A 16,423-nucleotide genomic window follows, 5' to 3' on the forward strand; every position below is an offset into this window, starting at 1 on the left:
ATATAAGTTCTAACCCGTTGCTTTGTTTTTCTTTAGATTTTCGCCGTTTTTGCTTGCTTTTAAAAACTTGCTATATGGAGCAAAGTGTTGTTCCATTCCTTTCCGGAGTCCCTCTTTATCTTTGTTTTTAATATATGACAACAAATCCTGATGGGTTATCAGAGCATCTTTTTGAAGTAACTCTCTATTAATAGGCTCAAAAAAGTCTTTGAACTTATCCCTGATAAATAATGATACCGGATAGATAATCTCCTGGAATTGCATGATGCTTTCATTTTCCGTGATTTCATATAATTTGGAATGAAATGCATTTTCACTTTCAGCTTTATAGAAGTTGAGCTCGTAGCTACCCCCTTCTTCCACAATTTTTTCGAGATCAGCAATATATTTATCGTTTACATTGTCGATAATGCTACTGCAAATCCCTAGTTCAAGAGCTACCCTAAATCCCAGAAGATTAATAAGAGACTGTTCCCCCAAAATCATTGGATCGGTTACGCGTTGCAGTCCTCCGAACATATGGGGTTCACTTAGAACCATCCCTCTTCGTGTTCTTGATTCAACCACGCCAAGCATTCTCAATCGGCTCAAAGCCTCTCTTAATACACTTCGTGAGACGCCAAGCGCCTCCGATAATTCATTTTCATTGGGCACCGAATCGCCCACCTTCATATTATTTTGGGCGATGTATTCGAATAGTTTTTTCTCTACCTGGTCAACCAAAGTGACCGCCTGGTTTTTGATTTTTAAATCCATAGACATATATATATTATTTGTATAACAAATATTGGAAATTATACCTTTAAATCAAAATAATTGGTTCAAATAATCCCTCAAAAATCATTGGGTATTATTAAGTGCAGTTCTCTTCGACCGTAATTTTTTGATTTATTCTACGCTTACAAAGTAATAAATAGCAAGCAGTTAAGGTAGGCGCTACTGTATGCTTGGTTTTTCATTCGAACATAAAAAAATCCCGGTCCATGTCATTGACCGGGATTTTGGTGCTTGTCTGTCAAACATGGGTTACTTATTGACAGTTTTCCAGCTACGGATTTCTCTCTGGTTGTTAATGGGATTTGCCAAATACAGGCCCAAAATTACCACAGGCCCTGTAGTCGGCGCTTTCAAGATCGCTGGTTCCAAAGGCCGCCCACGCACTCGGACGGAAGACCCTTTGTTCGGGTACATTGTGCATCGATACGGGAATTCTCAACATCGAGGCCAGGGTGATAAACGCATCCCCGACATGCCCATAATTGATTACTCCGTGATTGGATCCCCAGTTGTTCATCACCGAATAGACATCTTTGAATGCTCCTTCATCGGTCAGGTTGGGCACAAACCACGTGGTGGGCCAGATCGGATCGGTTCTTCTATTTAATGTTTTGTGAACATCGCCCGGAATATCCACGGTAAATCCTTCGGCAATTTGCAGAACAGGTCCCAGCCCTTTCACCAGGTTGATCCGCGTCATGGTTACCGGCATTTCCCCCTGCGTACAAAACTGGGAGGAATATCCCCCTCCCCGAAAATATTCCAGGTTAGCCGGACACCATCGCGTGGCGTCCAAACAGGCTTCGGCTTCTTCCGGGGAAATGTCCCAATAAGGCTTCATCACAGAGGCTCCGTTTTCTTTTAGGCGGCCGGTACCATCCAGGGTCGCAGAACCGGAGTTTAAAAAATGAATGATTCCCCCGGAGGCTTTGCCCTCAAGTTCGTGCCCGGTCACCCGCTTGACAGATTCCGGACTCCAGTAGGTTCGGATATCTCCAAAGATAGAGGCCGAGTTGGTCATCAAATGCCCCAGCAGCATACAGACGGCATTGAGTGTATCATTCTCGGTGGCCACTACAAACGGCTCCCGGATTCCATTCCAGTCGAACGACGAGTTGAGGATTGCTTCCGAGAAGTCGCCGTTGGGAAAGTGATCCGTCCACTGCCGTTGTCCCTGGAATCCGGAGGCAATGGCATTATGGCCTAACGCTTCTTCTTCATAGCCCGCCTCATTTAACGTTGGATTGCCAATCATCAAATCGCGGATGATGAGGGTCATCTTGACCACGGTTTCCCAATTCTCATCCTTTTTCTCCCGGCTCTGCTGAATGGCTTCTGCATTGATATCTTCGCCTTCTTTGCAGTACTGTTTTACCCATTCCATTGCCAAAGAGAACTCCTGTTGATCATAAATCTCTTCGTTCATCCGGCGGGTTAATTCCGACATATCCACCGCCTCGCACCTCATCCCGAAATAATCCTCAAAAAAATCTTCCTGGATCATCGAACCCACAATCCCCATGGATACCGAGCCGATCGACAGGTAGGATTTTCCACGAACTTCAGCCACGGCCAATCCTGCCTTTACAAAAAGAAGCATTTTCTCCTGTACATCTTCGGGAATCGTCTCATCCCCGGCATCCTGGACTTCGCTTCCATAGATGCTAAACACCGGAAGACCTTTTTGCTCGTGAGCGGCTTTGGTGGCTGCTAAATAAACCGCCCCGGGACGCTCACTTCCGTTAAATCCCCAAATGGCCTTGGGATACCAGGGGTGCATATCCATGGTTTCCGAGCCATAGCACCAGCACGGGGTCACCGTCAGGGAAACGCCCACTCCTTCTTCCTCAAACTTCTGAGCAGCTCTTGCTGCCTCAGCCACGCCGCCGATACAGGTATCGGCAATCACACACTCCACCGGCAAACCATTGGAATGAGTGATATTCTCCGTGATAAAGGCCGCCGCATTTTTGGCCATGTTCATCGTCTGCTCTTCCAGGGACTCACGGACTCCTCTGCGACGTCCATCAATTACAGGGCGAATCCCGACCTTTGGCGTTCTGCCGATCACTCTTTTCTGCCCTTTCTTACCTTCACTTATCTTCATAGTATTATTCCTTTCGTTGCTATTTATATTTCTTTATCCGGCCCCTGAAAAATCATGAAGAAAAATCACTCTCCTTCATAAGTTCATTGTAGGATCTTTCATCCTCATACATTTTGTGAAAGACTTTATATTTTAAATCGTGATATTTCTTCACCAATTGATTCTTGTTGGGTTCGATGATCTTCCCCCGATGATTCATGGAAAACATCGCTTCGGTTACATTTTCATAAGTCCCCGAAGCTACAGAGGCCAATACCGCACTGCCAAGCAGAACGGCTTCAGGTTCTTTCGGAAGAATAATTTTGCAACCGCATATATCTGCATGTTGCTTTAAAAAAATCTCGTTTTTCGTACCTCCTCCCGTCGCCGAAATCTGATCAATCACATATCCTTGCTTGTTCATCTCTTCGATAATATGACGAGTTCCGTACGCCACAGCTTGTATTGTTGCGAGGTATTGCAGGGCCAGGTCATCCACAGTGGATGAAAGTTTCAATCCGACCATTCCGCCCCGCAAAGAAGCATCCGCTCTGGGAGATCGATTTCCATGGAAATATGGGAGCACGTGTAATTCTCTCGTCAGCATACCGACATCTTTCAAACTCATTTTGTTTGCAAGAGCTTCCAGCCGGTTATTTAACAATTCATAGACGGTGTTATCTTTTTTTTCAGCTTCTTCCTTTAAATCATTTGCGTGGTTTGATGAAAAAATAACGTGATCAACCAGAGCGCCGGTAGCCGATTGTCCGCCTTCATTCAGCCACATTCCGGGAATCATGGCTGAATAATACGGTCCCCAGACCCCATCGATAAATCGTGGTTTTTCAGAAACTGCCATGTGGCAACTGGAGGTGCCTCCAATCAAAGCGATCTGGTTGTCGAATGATGAGCCATTTTCTGTCATTCCAAGAAGTCCCAATCCACCGGCGTGTGCATCGATAATCGAAACACCAACAGGAGTGCCGGCTATCAATCCAAGATCTTCAGCCGATGTTTCGGTAAGTCCCTTACCGACCGGTTCTCCCATCGGGCGAATTTTAGTGCCTATTCTTCTATATCCTTCATCAGACAGATCTTCAAGACCAATTTCTTGGAAAAAAGAATTGTCCCATGAGCCAATACTTGCTGATGAGTCCGAATCTTCATGAGCGAGATAGGTCCACTTACACGTAGTAGTACAAGCCGAACGGACATCTTCGCCTGTAGCCCTGAAAACCAGATAATCAGGCAGATCAAAAAAGCGGGTGGCTTTGTTCCAGGTATCCGGTATATTACGCTTCAGCCATAAAAGTTTAGGCGTTTGCATTTCCGGGCTGATCACACCTCCCACATATTTCAAAACATCATGCCCCATTTGGTTGATCTCTTCGGCTTCTGTCTTTGCCCGATGATCCATCCATACAATAATATTCTGTTCATTTTCCTTATCAGGACTTACGGTCAGTGGTTTATTTTCGTCCCCTAAAACCACAAGAGAGCAGGTTGCATCGAATCCAATTCCACCTATAGATTCAGGTTTGATATTCGCTTCATTTATCGCTGTTTTTACAGAATAGCATATCGCTTGCCAAATATCTTCGGATGACTGCTGAACAAAGTCTGCCTCTGGCCGCCACATCTGAATTTTTTTACTGGCCTGAGCCAGCATCATTCCTGACTGATTAAAAATTCCAGCCCTTGCCGAACCGGTTCCAACATCGATACCTATAAAAAACTTCTCGTTCATAACTCTTCAGAATTAGTTGTAAATATCAGGATTCACGATGGTCGCTGCGATGTATCGATACGGTTTTGCACCTTCTTTAAGAGCATTATTCCAATAATAGATAACTACAAGATTTCCATCTTCCCGCTGAACCATTCTCGGGTAACCAACATCTTTGGTCGCACCATCTCCGCTTCGCAGCGTAATTTCGTTACTCCATGTTTTACCATTGTCTTCACTCAACCGAAGCTGAACTCTCGATCCGTAATCACTTCGGAAAATGTATGCCAGTGCAAGGCGACCGTCATCCATTTTTACCAGTGCCGGTGGCGAGCCTCCATTTCCTGTATCAAATGCGGGATTAGGTTCTTCAGTCCAGGTAGCACCATTATCGGTTGACCGAAAAGCTTTCAGAAAATCGCGGCGGGGTTCCGGTTCTCTGCTTCGCATTACCGTATACAATTCCGTATCGGATAGCCGAACAGTTGACGGCATGATATTAAATCCTTCCGGCTCTCCACCGATGTAGGACACTAACTCCCAGTTCAGTCCACTATCAGTCGTTTTGGTGTAGACAACCTGGCCTTCACGCCCGTTTTCTTTCCCGACATTCATAAACGCACTCAATTCCTGCGGACCTTCCACAATGTAATCTGTTCGGGTGGCCACACCTGGAGTATCCAGATTTGGAAATTTGTAAGGGCCGTTCCACTCTTTTCCGCGATCCATGGAATAGTAAAATGTGGACGGACCATTGTGATAGTTGTCGCGCATAAATGTGATCACAAACCCTGAATCTGTAAAATCTTCAATGGGTTCCGCAAGATCTACTGGCTGATCGGCTTCATCTTCCGGTATCTTATGATCAAATGCGATCCCCGTCTGTCCCTGTTCGTAAGCATCTTCTATCGTCCACGTTTCACCTCCATCAAGACTACGCGCATATTTATTCTGAGCTGATTCGCGGTTGTATGAATGGAAACCATCAGTATCGAGATGTTCTGATTCCACAAATCCAACAAGAATTTCATCCTCCCAAATCCAGATACCATTATTCGCCGGCCAACCTGCAAAACGTCCTTCCTTGTAGTAAACTTTCAGATGTTTTATGCCGGACACTTCTTCATTATCTGTTGAAATATCAGCCTTCTGCGTACATGAAATGCTTGCAAAAAGGATTAGTATCGTAATGAAGTATTTACTTTTTCTGTGCATGATTTTTTGTGTAATCGTTTACAAAATCAGTTATGTAGATCTTTTTTTATTAATCATCATTTCTTCGTTCTTGGATTCTCTTTGTAATAGAGGAATCCGTCTTCCCCGCCAATCAGTAGATCCGGTATTTCATCTTTATTAAAGTCTGCTGTAACAGGATTTGATGTGTGTCCGCCAATGGGATTATCATCAAGCCGTCCCCTTCCGTGAAAAATAAATTCTCCCGGATTTTCAGCAACGTTTTCCATCAAATCCGCATTTGTTCCGCTGTTGATAATCAAGTCTAGTTTTCCGTCTCCTGTCCAGTCAACCAAATGAAATTTTCTTCGTCCGCTCGATCCGGCCCATCCGGCATTCAGTCTTAATGGTTTTCTGTCAAGATCTTTACCCGAATCATTCATGTATTCTTTTATTCCCGGCACTCTAAAAATCGTTGAAATCGTCATTGGAGAAACAGGTCGGCGTGCCCTGGCCAGATAGGCGAGATCTCCTTCTTCATTGTAGGAAACCAAATCTTCGGGGTGACCAACGGTACCAATTTCAATCGCATGATGCCCGCTTTCATAAACAGAAGGCACGCCTTTATCTGCGTAGAAAATGCGTTTGGGTGGCATCAGCTTAAGCTCACCGTTTACTTTTTTTCGTTCATAAAATGCAAGAAATCCTTCCTGATCCAACCCAACCAGATCCGTCAATCCATCTTCATTCAAATCGATAGCCTGGGGCGTACTTCTCCATTGGGTCACAAGATCTTTTCCTACCGGTTCCCACCAGAACCAGGCCGGCTTTGGATTAGCCCGCTGCCATTCCACCTGAACAGGTTTTGCAGCAGCAAGCTTTGGTTTACTTCGGGTTCCGATATTTTCATACCACATTATTTTTCCCAGAATGGAATTAATGATGATATCTGGCAGGCCATTTCCATTCCAGTCAGCTACGGATAATACCGTGTAGCCCCATTTTGCTTCTGCCGGTCCCTGGATAGAACCATTTTCTCCGGCAAGAATCCGGATCACGTCACCGTCCGCTTCCAGGTATTCGGGTGCGGCCCATTTCGGCGGATATCCACCAAGATTTTCAACAAACAAGAGATATCCCGCGGTGTTGCCCGCAATGATATCCTGGTTGCCGTCGCCATTCCAGTCGTACGCAAATGGCGTTGCAAGAGCTCCGATTTTTACTTCATCAGCTTTTTGTTTGAAATAAACAGGATCTTCAAATACAGGTACATCATTCACAATGCGACCGGTATTTCGCACAAACGCCACGCGGCCATCTTCATCTCCAACAATCAAATCCACATTTCCGTCTTTATCCCAGTCGAGTGCGGAGGGAGTGATCATTTCGAGATCCATTTTCACAACATTGCCATTATTTTTCAAGAGTTTACCCGGAGCATATTTCGGATTCGTACGAGTCCCGATATTTTTGAAAAACGTAAACTTGTCTAAAAATTCACCCAGCATAAGATCTGGTAACCCATCGCCGTCAAAATCTGCAAAGTTTGGGGATGGCATTCCGTATACTTCCACCGGCTCATCTCCGGCCATCACTTTTTTCGGTTCAGCATAGTCGGGATTTTCATCCGTGCCTTTATTTTCCATCCAGTAAATGAATGCCCGCAATGGACCATTTACCCATTTTCCCTCTTTTGTGTATGCATCATCCCAGCGATAATCCCGCCAGTCACTGGCACCGATAATTAGATCTGTGGCACCATCTCCGTTGTAATCAAAATATTTCCATTGGTTAGCCCGGCCGATGTAAAATTCGGGATCAAATGGAATCTCTACAGGATTTTCGAGGAATGTATTTTTGTAATCGGGATAGGCTTTTCCGGGTTGTGTAATCACCCAGGAATCCTCTAAATGTGAAATCTGCATATTATAGCTGGCAGTGGAGGCACTCAGCCGTTTTCCCTTTTCGAAAACAAGTGGGCCTTTTTCATCGGTTGTTCCCTCAAAAAGGTAGATTCCGTTATAGGGGCGTCCGCCGGAACCTAATAGAAGGTCATTCTGGCCATCTTCATCAAAATCCACCGGAAAAGGGGTTGCCCATAACCCAACTCCGAGGTCTACGGTAATATCCGGATTGTTGTAACTGAGACGCGTAAGTGTACTGAAATCCTTTTCTTGCTCTGAGGGTTGAACCTGCCCGGTAGAATCTGCCCGTAAAACCTCGGATTCTGTACTTTTATTAAACTCAAGAGGTTCCGAATTGACCGCACTCACCAAAAATATCATGAGTGTAATCGTATACATTATGGAAGGGAAGTGAGACTTATTTTTCATGATTTACAAAATTATATTGCTGAAATTAATTCATGTCTTTTTGAGGCAGAACAATCGAAAGCAGAAATCCCGTGAGAAAAATTACAAGAGTTCCAATCACGATCGTGAGATAGCTGTGGAGTGAATATTGATAAGCTTCCAGAGAACCGCCGAAATAGGCCGGTGAAAGGCTCATCCATATAATGATCAACAGGCCAATTCCAACGCCAATCATTGCCGGTAAATTGGATACTTTTTGAGAGAAAAAACCAAGCAGAAACAGGCCCAGCATACCGCCGCTGAAAATTCCCGCAAGATTCCACCAGATATCCAGAGCACTTTCTACTCTGATGATCAAAAAAGAGATCAAAACGCCGAGCAAGCAAATCGCGGCCGAGGCTGTATAAAGTACTTTAACGGACTTATTTTCGCTTACTTTTTGTTTTGTATATCGCTTATAGAAATCATTCAGAATAACTGTGGCACCGCTGTTCAGGCTGGTTGAAATGGTACTCATTCCCGCTGCAAAAATAGAGGCAATCAACAATCCGGTAATGCCAGTTGGAAGTCCGTTTACAATAAAATAAGGAAAAACACTGTCGGCCATTCCGGCTTCTTTGAACTCGGCAGGAAGCAGATCGGGATATACATTATAGTAGACAAATAATCCTGTGCCGATCATAAAAAAGAGCAGTGAAACGGGAATGTATAGCAGTCCTCCGCCAAACGCCGATGAGATCGCTTCTTTCTCATTTCGGGCAGTCATGTACCGCTGAATGTAATTCTGGTCAATTCCGTAATTTTGGAGATTGATAAAAATGCCATAAATGAAAACAATCCAGAATGTAGATTCGGTCAGGCTGAGGCTGAAATTTCCGAGGCTGAATTTATCATATTGAGCAGCAACATCGAAATATTGAGAAGGTCCTTCCGGGAGTGAAAACATTAACACAGCCAGCGTGATGATGGCTCCAAAAATCAAAATAATGGCCTGAATAGCATCGGTCCAGATGACCGCTTTTATCCCACCGAGAATGGAATAGATCATCACACTGATTCCTGTAATAATGATGATAATTCTCATATCCCATCCGAGAATTACGTACATCGGTAGTGCAAGCAAATAGAGAATCACGGCTACGCGCATTACCTGAGTGAGAAGCCAAAAGGAAGCGACATAATTTTTTGCCCACGGACCAAACCGTTCTTCCAGATAGGTATAGGCTGACGGACTTCCCACCTTTCTATAGAGTGGAATAAAAAACTTAATGGCCATAAAAATGGCTACGGGAATAGAAAGACTGAATACAAATGAATTCCAGTTGGAGGAAAAGGCCGATCCCGGCAATGCAAGAAAACTGATACTGCTTACAAATGTGGCGAAAATAGAAAGTCCGATCACCCATGCCGGAAGTGTTCCGGAACCCGTAGAATAATCATCAGAGGTTCGTTCTTTCTGATAGAATGAAATCCCAAAAAGAATAATCCCCAGCAGGTAGATGATAAAAATAATGATATCTATTGTACTCATTGAATCACTTCTCCCAAATCGAGTTGTTTTAAAGCCTCACGGATTTTTTCTTTTTCCTGTCCTTCAAAAGCATGAAATGGCAAGGCAAAGGTGTCGCTGCAAATTCCCATTAAAGACAGAGCACATTTCACACCCTGTAAATATTTCATGGGTGAATTACCCACCGTATAAAGTCCGGAACTGATGGCAAGGATTTTCTTCTGAAGCTGCTGCATTCGGTTAAAATCTTTCTCTTTGGCAGCATTATACATATCCACATACACGGTGGGAAACATATTGGCGCCACCATTCACGCCGCCGTGTCCACCTGAGAGCATGGTTTGCATCAGAATTTCTTCCGGCCCGACCAGAACCGTGAAGTCAGGATTGTCCTTCAAAAGGCTTAATACTTTTTGGAAATAAATTACATCACCCGAACTGTCTTTAAACCCAATAATATTAGGATTTTTGGCTAATTCCTGAACGGTCTCCGGGGCAAAATTTACTTTAGTATGAGAAGGCATGTTATACAGAAACAGCGGCAACGGTGACTGATCCGCAAGTGTCCGGAAATAGTTCAGCAATTCAGGCTGATTCGCTGCAAAATAGTAAGGCGGTGCCGCAACTACCGAATCTGCTCCGGCATCCGAAGCTTTTTCAGCCAGACGTATGCTTTCTGTGACAGATGTATCTGTAATCCCCACTAAAACAGGAACGCTTCCATCCACTTGTGCACAAACTTTTTCTGTGATTTCAGCGCGGAGATTATAACTCAGACCGGGGCCTTCTCCGGTGGTGCCGAGAATGAATAATCCATGAACACCGCCTGCAAGAATGTGATCGATCAAACGCTCCAGACCTTCGTGATCTAAAGTGTTCTGATCGAGTAATGGGGTAACCACCGGAGGAATAATTCCGTGATATTTTTCAGATTGATTTGAAGTCATAATTTTTTTGATATCCTTATTTCAATTCTTTTTAGAGTTAACTCTTGGAAATCTGGCTCCGGCTTCGTGTAATTTTTGAAGCAGTTCAGCTTTCATCATTTGAGTGTCCCAGGGTCTTTCAGAACTCAAGTCGTTCTGCTCTGACGGATCTTTTGCTAAATCATACAATTCAGCTTTATCACCATCATAAAAATAAACCAGTTTTAAATTTCCTTTACGCATCGCTGATTGCGGAAGCGTTTGGCTGACATATCCGGTTTCAAGCCCAATATGAGACTGCGTTTTTTCAAATTCGCCTCCTTCCGGATGGTAATAAGGAAAATGCCAGTATAAGGTTCGATTTTTAAACGTATCGATTTCATCATCATAAAAAAGCGGAACAATGGATTTCCCATCCAAACCTTGTTCATAGTTTTCCACACCGGCCAGGTCCATAAATGTAGGTTTAAGATCGACTTGTGAAACGGGTGCGTCGCTTTGGGAACCGGCTTCCACAACACCCGGCCAGCGGACAACAAACGGGACCCGAATTCCGCCTTCGTATACATTCCATTTACTTCCCCGGAACGGACGCGTAAACGCATATACCGGGTGGCCGCCATTATCAGAAGTTAAAATTACCACGGTATCGTCTGCCAGATCTTCGTTGTCAATAGCATCAAGTAACTCGCCTACATAGTGATCCACAATTTCTACAAAGGCAGCATACACAACACGTTCTTCGGAAAGATCCGGGCCTGCTTTTTTGCGATATTTATCGATGAGCCATTGGGCATTTACTTCCACCGGCGTGTGAACATAATAGTGGCTCACATACAAAAAGAATGGCTTTTTATGATCCTGTTTAAGAAAATCAATCGCCCGATTCGTCAAGGCGTCAACCGGATATTCACCTTTTTTATACTCTTTGGTGTCTTTCTTTTGCCCGCCAACGGTGTAACTATAGGGATGTGAACCGAAGGTTTCCTTGGCAAAATCAAACCCCTGATGCTCAGGCCCAAACTCTGTTGACCATCCCATGTAGTGCTTATTATGCGCGGCGACATGCCATTTTCCGGAAATTGCTGTTTCGTAGCCACCTTTCTTCAATGCTTCCGCCACGGTTACTTCTTCCAGGGGAAGATTCAGCGTAAATGGTGGGGGAACTAAATCGTAACCTTCAAATTTTTTGATCCACTCTTCATCATCCCAGGAATAATCGTCGGTTTCGTTTTTGGTTACGAATTCGAAATTGAGCCGGGCCGGTGTTTTTCCAGTCAAAAGTGCAGCTCGTGAAGGACTACACAACGGCGCCGAGGCATAGCCGTTCGTAAATTTCTTTCCTTCTTTTACCAATCGATCCATATTGGGCGTTTCTGTCAAATTCTGCCCAAATTCTTTTCCGTATGATGACACATCTGAATAGCCCATATCATCAATATAGATGAGGATGATGTTTGGCTTCTCCTGGTTTTTCGAACCTTGGGCTGATAACCGGCTGCTTAATCCGGCTATCATCAGGAGTGAAAAAAGGAAGTTTATAATGAGCCTGTTGTGTGCGCGTCTTTTCATTTAATCATCAATTTTTAGTCTGTCATTTTCAACGTCACGAGCCCATTGCCGGAGGTAAACCCGCATTTTTTGATACTGTGTTCTATTTTCGTCGGACACATCGACGGATTCGGAGGGATCATCTGCAATATTATAAAGTACCGGCCGGGCAGAAGACTCCGCATCCGGTACATTCCTTGTCACATATGGCCGAACCAGTTTCCAATCTCCATCTCTTATCGCAGCATTATGCGAATACATTGGTACGCCACGGTTCCACTGCCAATACCTGTAAGGAGGTAAATCACCGGCAGCATTTTTATCAAAAAGAATATCCCTGAAACTCCCGCCATCCCATTTCAGGTCTTCCTTCACGTCCAGAGAAAGCAGGTCTGCCAATGTTGGAAGAACGTCAGTAAATTGAATCACCTGGTCTCTTTCTCCCGGCTGAAGCGTATCGGGCCACCGCACCACAAACGGAACATGAATCCCGCCCTCATTCACCGTATACTTGGTGCCTTTCATATCTACATTAAACCGTTCTCCCGGAATGGGATCAGGTCCGTTATCACTTGAAAAAAGAATGATGGTATTATCATCGATTTCAAGTTTCTTTAATTCGTCTACAAGCTCACCAATTCCCCGGTCCATCACTTCAATCATTGCATAGATGGTGGACGTATTTTTGTTAAATCCTTTGTCTAAATAATTCTGGATGAGTTCCTCCGGCGCGCTTAACGGACGGTGAGGCGCATAATGTGCCAGGAACAAAAAGAATGGTTCGGCTTTATGCCGGTTCACAAAATTTTTGGCTCTTTCTGTCAGGTCATTGGTGAGGTATTTGTCATCCACATCATGATAGGTACCCTGAACATCAAGACTATATTTAAAATAGGTTTCGGATACATTAAAGCCGACAAAACCTTCAAATTCATCAAATCCCCTGTTAAGTGGATGATATTCTTCGCCGAGGCCGTTATGCCACTTGCCGATCAGCCCGGTTTTGTAGCCATTCTCCTGAAAAACATTTCCAATGGTTACTTCACTTTTAGCAATTCGGGAAAGTTCCGGATACTGCTGCATGTTTAATGTAACGGAGCCCGTTCGATGTGGATATCGTCCCGTCATTAGTGCGGCCCGGGATGGCGAACACACGGCAGAACCGGAATACGCATGATTGAAATAAACTCCTTCATCAATCAGCTTATCAAGAGAGGGCGTTTTGGTGATTCCGCCATTAAAGGATGCAAGATCTCCGATGGCAAAATCATCCGCTAAAATCAGGATGACATTGGGTGTTTGATGAACCTCTTCCTCTTTTTGAGATTCTGATGTGCATGAAACTGAACTGCCGCTCCAAAACAGAATCGTAATCACAACAAATAATTTCGCTGGAAATTTCATGGTTTCATCCTTTTTTGAATGGTGATTATTCATACTGCCTGAAGTCTTTGATCCGTTTGAAGATGATATAATTAGAATCATGAGCATTATGAGCGTTTCTGCCTTCATGATCGGGGTAAGCCGTCCGTATCACAGAAACAATGTCGTTGTTTTCAAACAGCCAGTCTGCGTACTGAAAACCAACATGTTTTACATCGGGATGTTGATAGATGATTTTGTTGATTTTCCAATCCGTCAGATTTTTTGATGAAACCAGGACTAAGGTATTGCGAATTTGATCAGGGCGGAATTCACTAAAATCAGCGTACTCTTCCGGTATATAATTCACTAAAGACCAATACTTTTGGGAGGTATCATCATAGCGTATCGTAAATTTTTTCGTTCCACCGGGTAAATCAATAAATCCTGTTTCCGGAGTAAAGGATACCGTTTCGCCATTCTCTGAAATATTAACAACCGCTGCCTTGCCATAGATGGGTTCCGGCCGGAAATCGGCACGCAAAACGTTTACCAATTCATCATTCGGTGTCACAACAATATTTCCTTCCAGCCACGCATACCCTTCCCATTTTTCGTGATCATATTGCAGGCGATTGCTGATCGTCCAACTGGAAGCATCCAATAAATCACTATCTACAGGTGCAGAAACAACTAACGCCCTGAAATTTTCGCCCCATTTTTCCGGCGGATACCGATCTTCCATGGCCCGCCAAATTCTTCCGTTGTGAGTGACAACCGGAACGGGAGCTGTATGATATTCATAATCTGTATTTAAAAGCCCGGTATGTTCGTCCACAGGAGTGGTCCATGTATGCCCTCCGTCTGTACTTTTCCGGATTGCCAGGTCTCCATATTCGTCTGTTGATCCCATCAGATATAAATCCCCATCCAGCGTAAAAAGACCAGCCCAAAATGTATTCGGGACGTCGGTTATAAACGTCCAGCTTTTGCCCTGATCATTCGAAGAAAATAGTTTAGCGGCACGGGGTTTCTCCGATTTGTTGATGGCAGGACCAAACGGATCAATCGAAACCACATATGTGCCGTTTTCTAAAACAGCAATAGATGGCGAGCCCAAATAAAGGCCTGTCTCTGCACTTGAATAATCAACAATCACTCCTTCTAAATCGAATGCTTGAGCATACAGTGAGCCCGAAAACAAAAATAAGATGAACAAGCACTGTACAGCCATTCTCTCTTTTGACATTCTTTTCATACGCCAGCTCCCATTAGAAACAGGTGCGCCGTTCTGAAAAGAACAGGCTGGAGAAAAATGTGTATGAGAATATTGACTGTTGATAATCATTGGGTTTTTATCAAAAAACTATCATTGTTGAATGATTCGTTTTTTTTAAAGCTCTCCTACCCCTGCCCCTTCTCCGGCGCGGGGAGTCAGGGCAGGGGAAACAAGAGAGATAGAATATATAAGAGACTATTTGTATTCGTTTCTGTTTAATCTATGGCTTAATATCCCTCATCCTGAACAAGTGCCGGATTTGCATCCATTATTGTTTGAGGTATCGGATAGTGCACATGATATGATTGAGCCGGCAAACCACGTTCCTGTGCTCTTTCAATCAGTTTACCAGTACGTATCAAATCTTCCCGGCGTTTTCCTTCATACCAAAATTCCCATCCTCTTTCGGTAAGAATATGGTCCCGAAGATCGGCTTTTGATCCAAAATCGGATAATTGAAGATCATCGATTCCTGCCCGTTCTCTTACCTGGTTGATAAGATCTATAGATTCCTGGTTCGGACCATTCAGCTCGTTAAGTGCTTCAGCCCGGGTTAAAAGAACATCTGCATATCGGATTACCGGAACATCATTTCCATATCCGGGACCTGCGGCTCCATCATCAGGCCAGTATTTAAATGGCCGTCTTCCAATGTTTTCGTCATCCACATTTGCCAGGTTATGAAGTTCACCGTCCTCGCCTACATATTCTGTTATGATCAGATCTTTGCGTGTATCGTTGGGATCGAATGTTTCATACCATGAATCGTAAACAAACAAGTTGGAGTCGTCGAAGTTTCGGGCTGATTCCGGGAAATACAATCCGGTACGCGGATGATAATAAAAGGGAGAGGGCGCATATGGATACGCAAAGTTCATAAAAGAATTACCTGCAGATCTGCCCGTATCTTTTTGTCCTTCTTTCACCCAGATCATCTCTTCATTTCCTTCATTGGCTACAAAAAACAGGCTAAAATAATCGGGAAACAGACCGTAAGCGCCCATATCCATAATGGTTTTTGCTTCATCGGCAGCTTTTTGCCACTGTTTTGTATTCAGGTAAAGTTTCATCAAAAACCCATGGGCAGCACCTTTGTTGGCTCTTCCGTACTGTGATTCTTCGCCTGGTTCGGGCAAGCCGGAAAGGGACGCTGTCAGTTCGCTTTCAACAAAGCTTACGATTGCTTCTTCGGAAGCTCTTGGGAGTTCCAGTTCATCATCACTGCTGGTTCTCAGAGGCACCCCGCCAAATCGCATATACAAGGTGTAGTATGACGCAGCTCTGATAAATGTAGCTTCAGCTTTAATCAGCGTTATTGACGATGCATCAATCGGTGCATCGTCTATTTCTTCCAAAATAATATTGGCATCCCGAATGGCTTCGTATGGTTTTGTATAGAAAAATGTGTGTACGGAAGCGGGATCCATAATAAAGTTCTGGTACGTTGGGGTCCAACTGGAAACCACGTATCCGTTATCTCCCATACATTCCTCAACTCCCAGAACATTTGCCAGTGAATTACCATTGTTTTCGGCAAGGTTGGCATATCCTGAAAAGAGAACTGATTCTATCCCTTCCAAAGTTTCAAAGAGATTATCGGGAGCTGTCTCTGAATACACTTCAGGCTCCAACGAGTCACTACAGCTCGCGAACAAAATCAAAACTAAAGCTATAGATGCGTAATTGAATGTTTTTAAAAATTTCATGATAGATATCCTTAT

At 44.0% G+C, this 16,423-nt stretch carries 11 protein-coding genes; all 11 read right to left on the reverse strand.

Annotated features, from left to right (window positions below; all coding sequences use genetic code 11):
* Positions 1 to 9 precede the first annotated feature (9 nt).
* Complete coding sequence (locus tag L0B18_RS00345; RefSeq protein WP_234567103.1) at positions 10 to 756, reverse strand: FadR/GntR family transcriptional regulator; 747 nt, start codon at positions 754 to 756, stop codon at positions 10 to 12.
* Between the two features lie 313 nt (positions 757 to 1,069).
* Entirely contained in the window at positions 1,070 to 2,884 is a 1,815-nt protein-coding gene (locus L0B18_RS00350) for an L-fucose isomerase (protein ID WP_234567104.1), read from the reverse strand.
* A 52-nt stretch (positions 2,885 to 2,936) separates the two neighbouring features.
* Complete coding sequence (locus tag L0B18_RS00355) at positions 2,937 to 4,610, reverse strand: FGGY-family carbohydrate kinase (RefSeq protein ID WP_234567105.1); 1,674 nt, start codon at positions 4,608 to 4,610, stop codon at positions 2,937 to 2,939.
* Positions 4,611 to 4,622: 12 nt separating this feature from the next.
* Entirely contained in the window at positions 4,623 to 5,804 is a 1,182-nt protein-coding gene (locus tag L0B18_RS00360; RefSeq protein WP_234567106.1) for an exo-alpha-sialidase, read from the reverse strand.
* Positions 5,805 to 5,860: 56 nt separating this feature from the next.
* Positions 5,861 to 8,095 carry an FG-GAP repeat domain-containing protein gene (locus tag L0B18_RS00365; protein WP_234567107.1) on the reverse strand — a complete coding sequence of 745 codons (2,235 nt, stop codon included), beginning with the start codon at positions 8,093 to 8,095 and terminating at the stop codon, positions 5,861 to 5,863.
* A gap of 25 nt (positions 8,096 to 8,120) precedes the next feature.
* Entirely contained in the window at positions 8,121 to 9,605 is a 1,485-nt protein-coding gene (locus L0B18_RS00370) for a sodium:solute symporter (RefSeq protein WP_234567108.1), read from the reverse strand.
* Complete coding sequence (locus L0B18_RS00375; protein ID WP_234567109.1) at positions 9,602 to 10,531, reverse strand: dihydrodipicolinate synthase family protein; 930 nt, start codon at positions 10,529 to 10,531, stop codon at positions 9,602 to 9,604. Before L0B18_RS00375 ends, L0B18_RS00370 begins: the two co-directional genes overlap by 4 nt.
* A gap of 21 nt (positions 10,532 to 10,552) precedes the next feature.
* Complete coding sequence (locus L0B18_RS00380; protein ID WP_234567111.1) at positions 10,553 to 12,082, reverse strand: sulfatase; 1,530 nt, start codon at positions 12,080 to 12,082, stop codon at positions 10,553 to 10,555.
* Positions 12,083 to 13,465, reverse strand: coding sequence for a sulfatase-like hydrolase/transferase (locus L0B18_RS00385; protein ID WP_234567112.1), 1,383 nt, complete (start codon positions 13,463 to 13,465; stop codon positions 12,083 to 12,085).
* Positions 13,466 to 13,490: 25 nt separating this feature from the next.
* The gene (locus tag L0B18_RS00390) at positions 13,491 to 14,681 is read right to left on the reverse strand and encodes a sialidase family protein (protein WP_234567114.1); all 1,191 of its coding nucleotides are present in this window, start codon (positions 14,679 to 14,681) and stop codon (positions 13,491 to 13,493) included.
* 248 nt (positions 14,682 to 14,929) lie between these two features.
* Positions 14,930 to 16,408, reverse strand: coding sequence for a RagB/SusD family nutrient uptake outer membrane protein (locus L0B18_RS00395; RefSeq protein WP_234567115.1), 1,479 nt, complete (start codon positions 16,406 to 16,408; stop codon positions 14,930 to 14,932).
* Positions 16,409 to 16,423 lie beyond the last annotated feature (15 nt).

Source organism: Rhodohalobacter sp. 614A (assembly GCF_021462415.1).
Taxonomy (GTDB): Bacteria; Bacteroidota; Rhodothermia; order Balneolales; family Balneolaceae; genus Rhodohalobacter.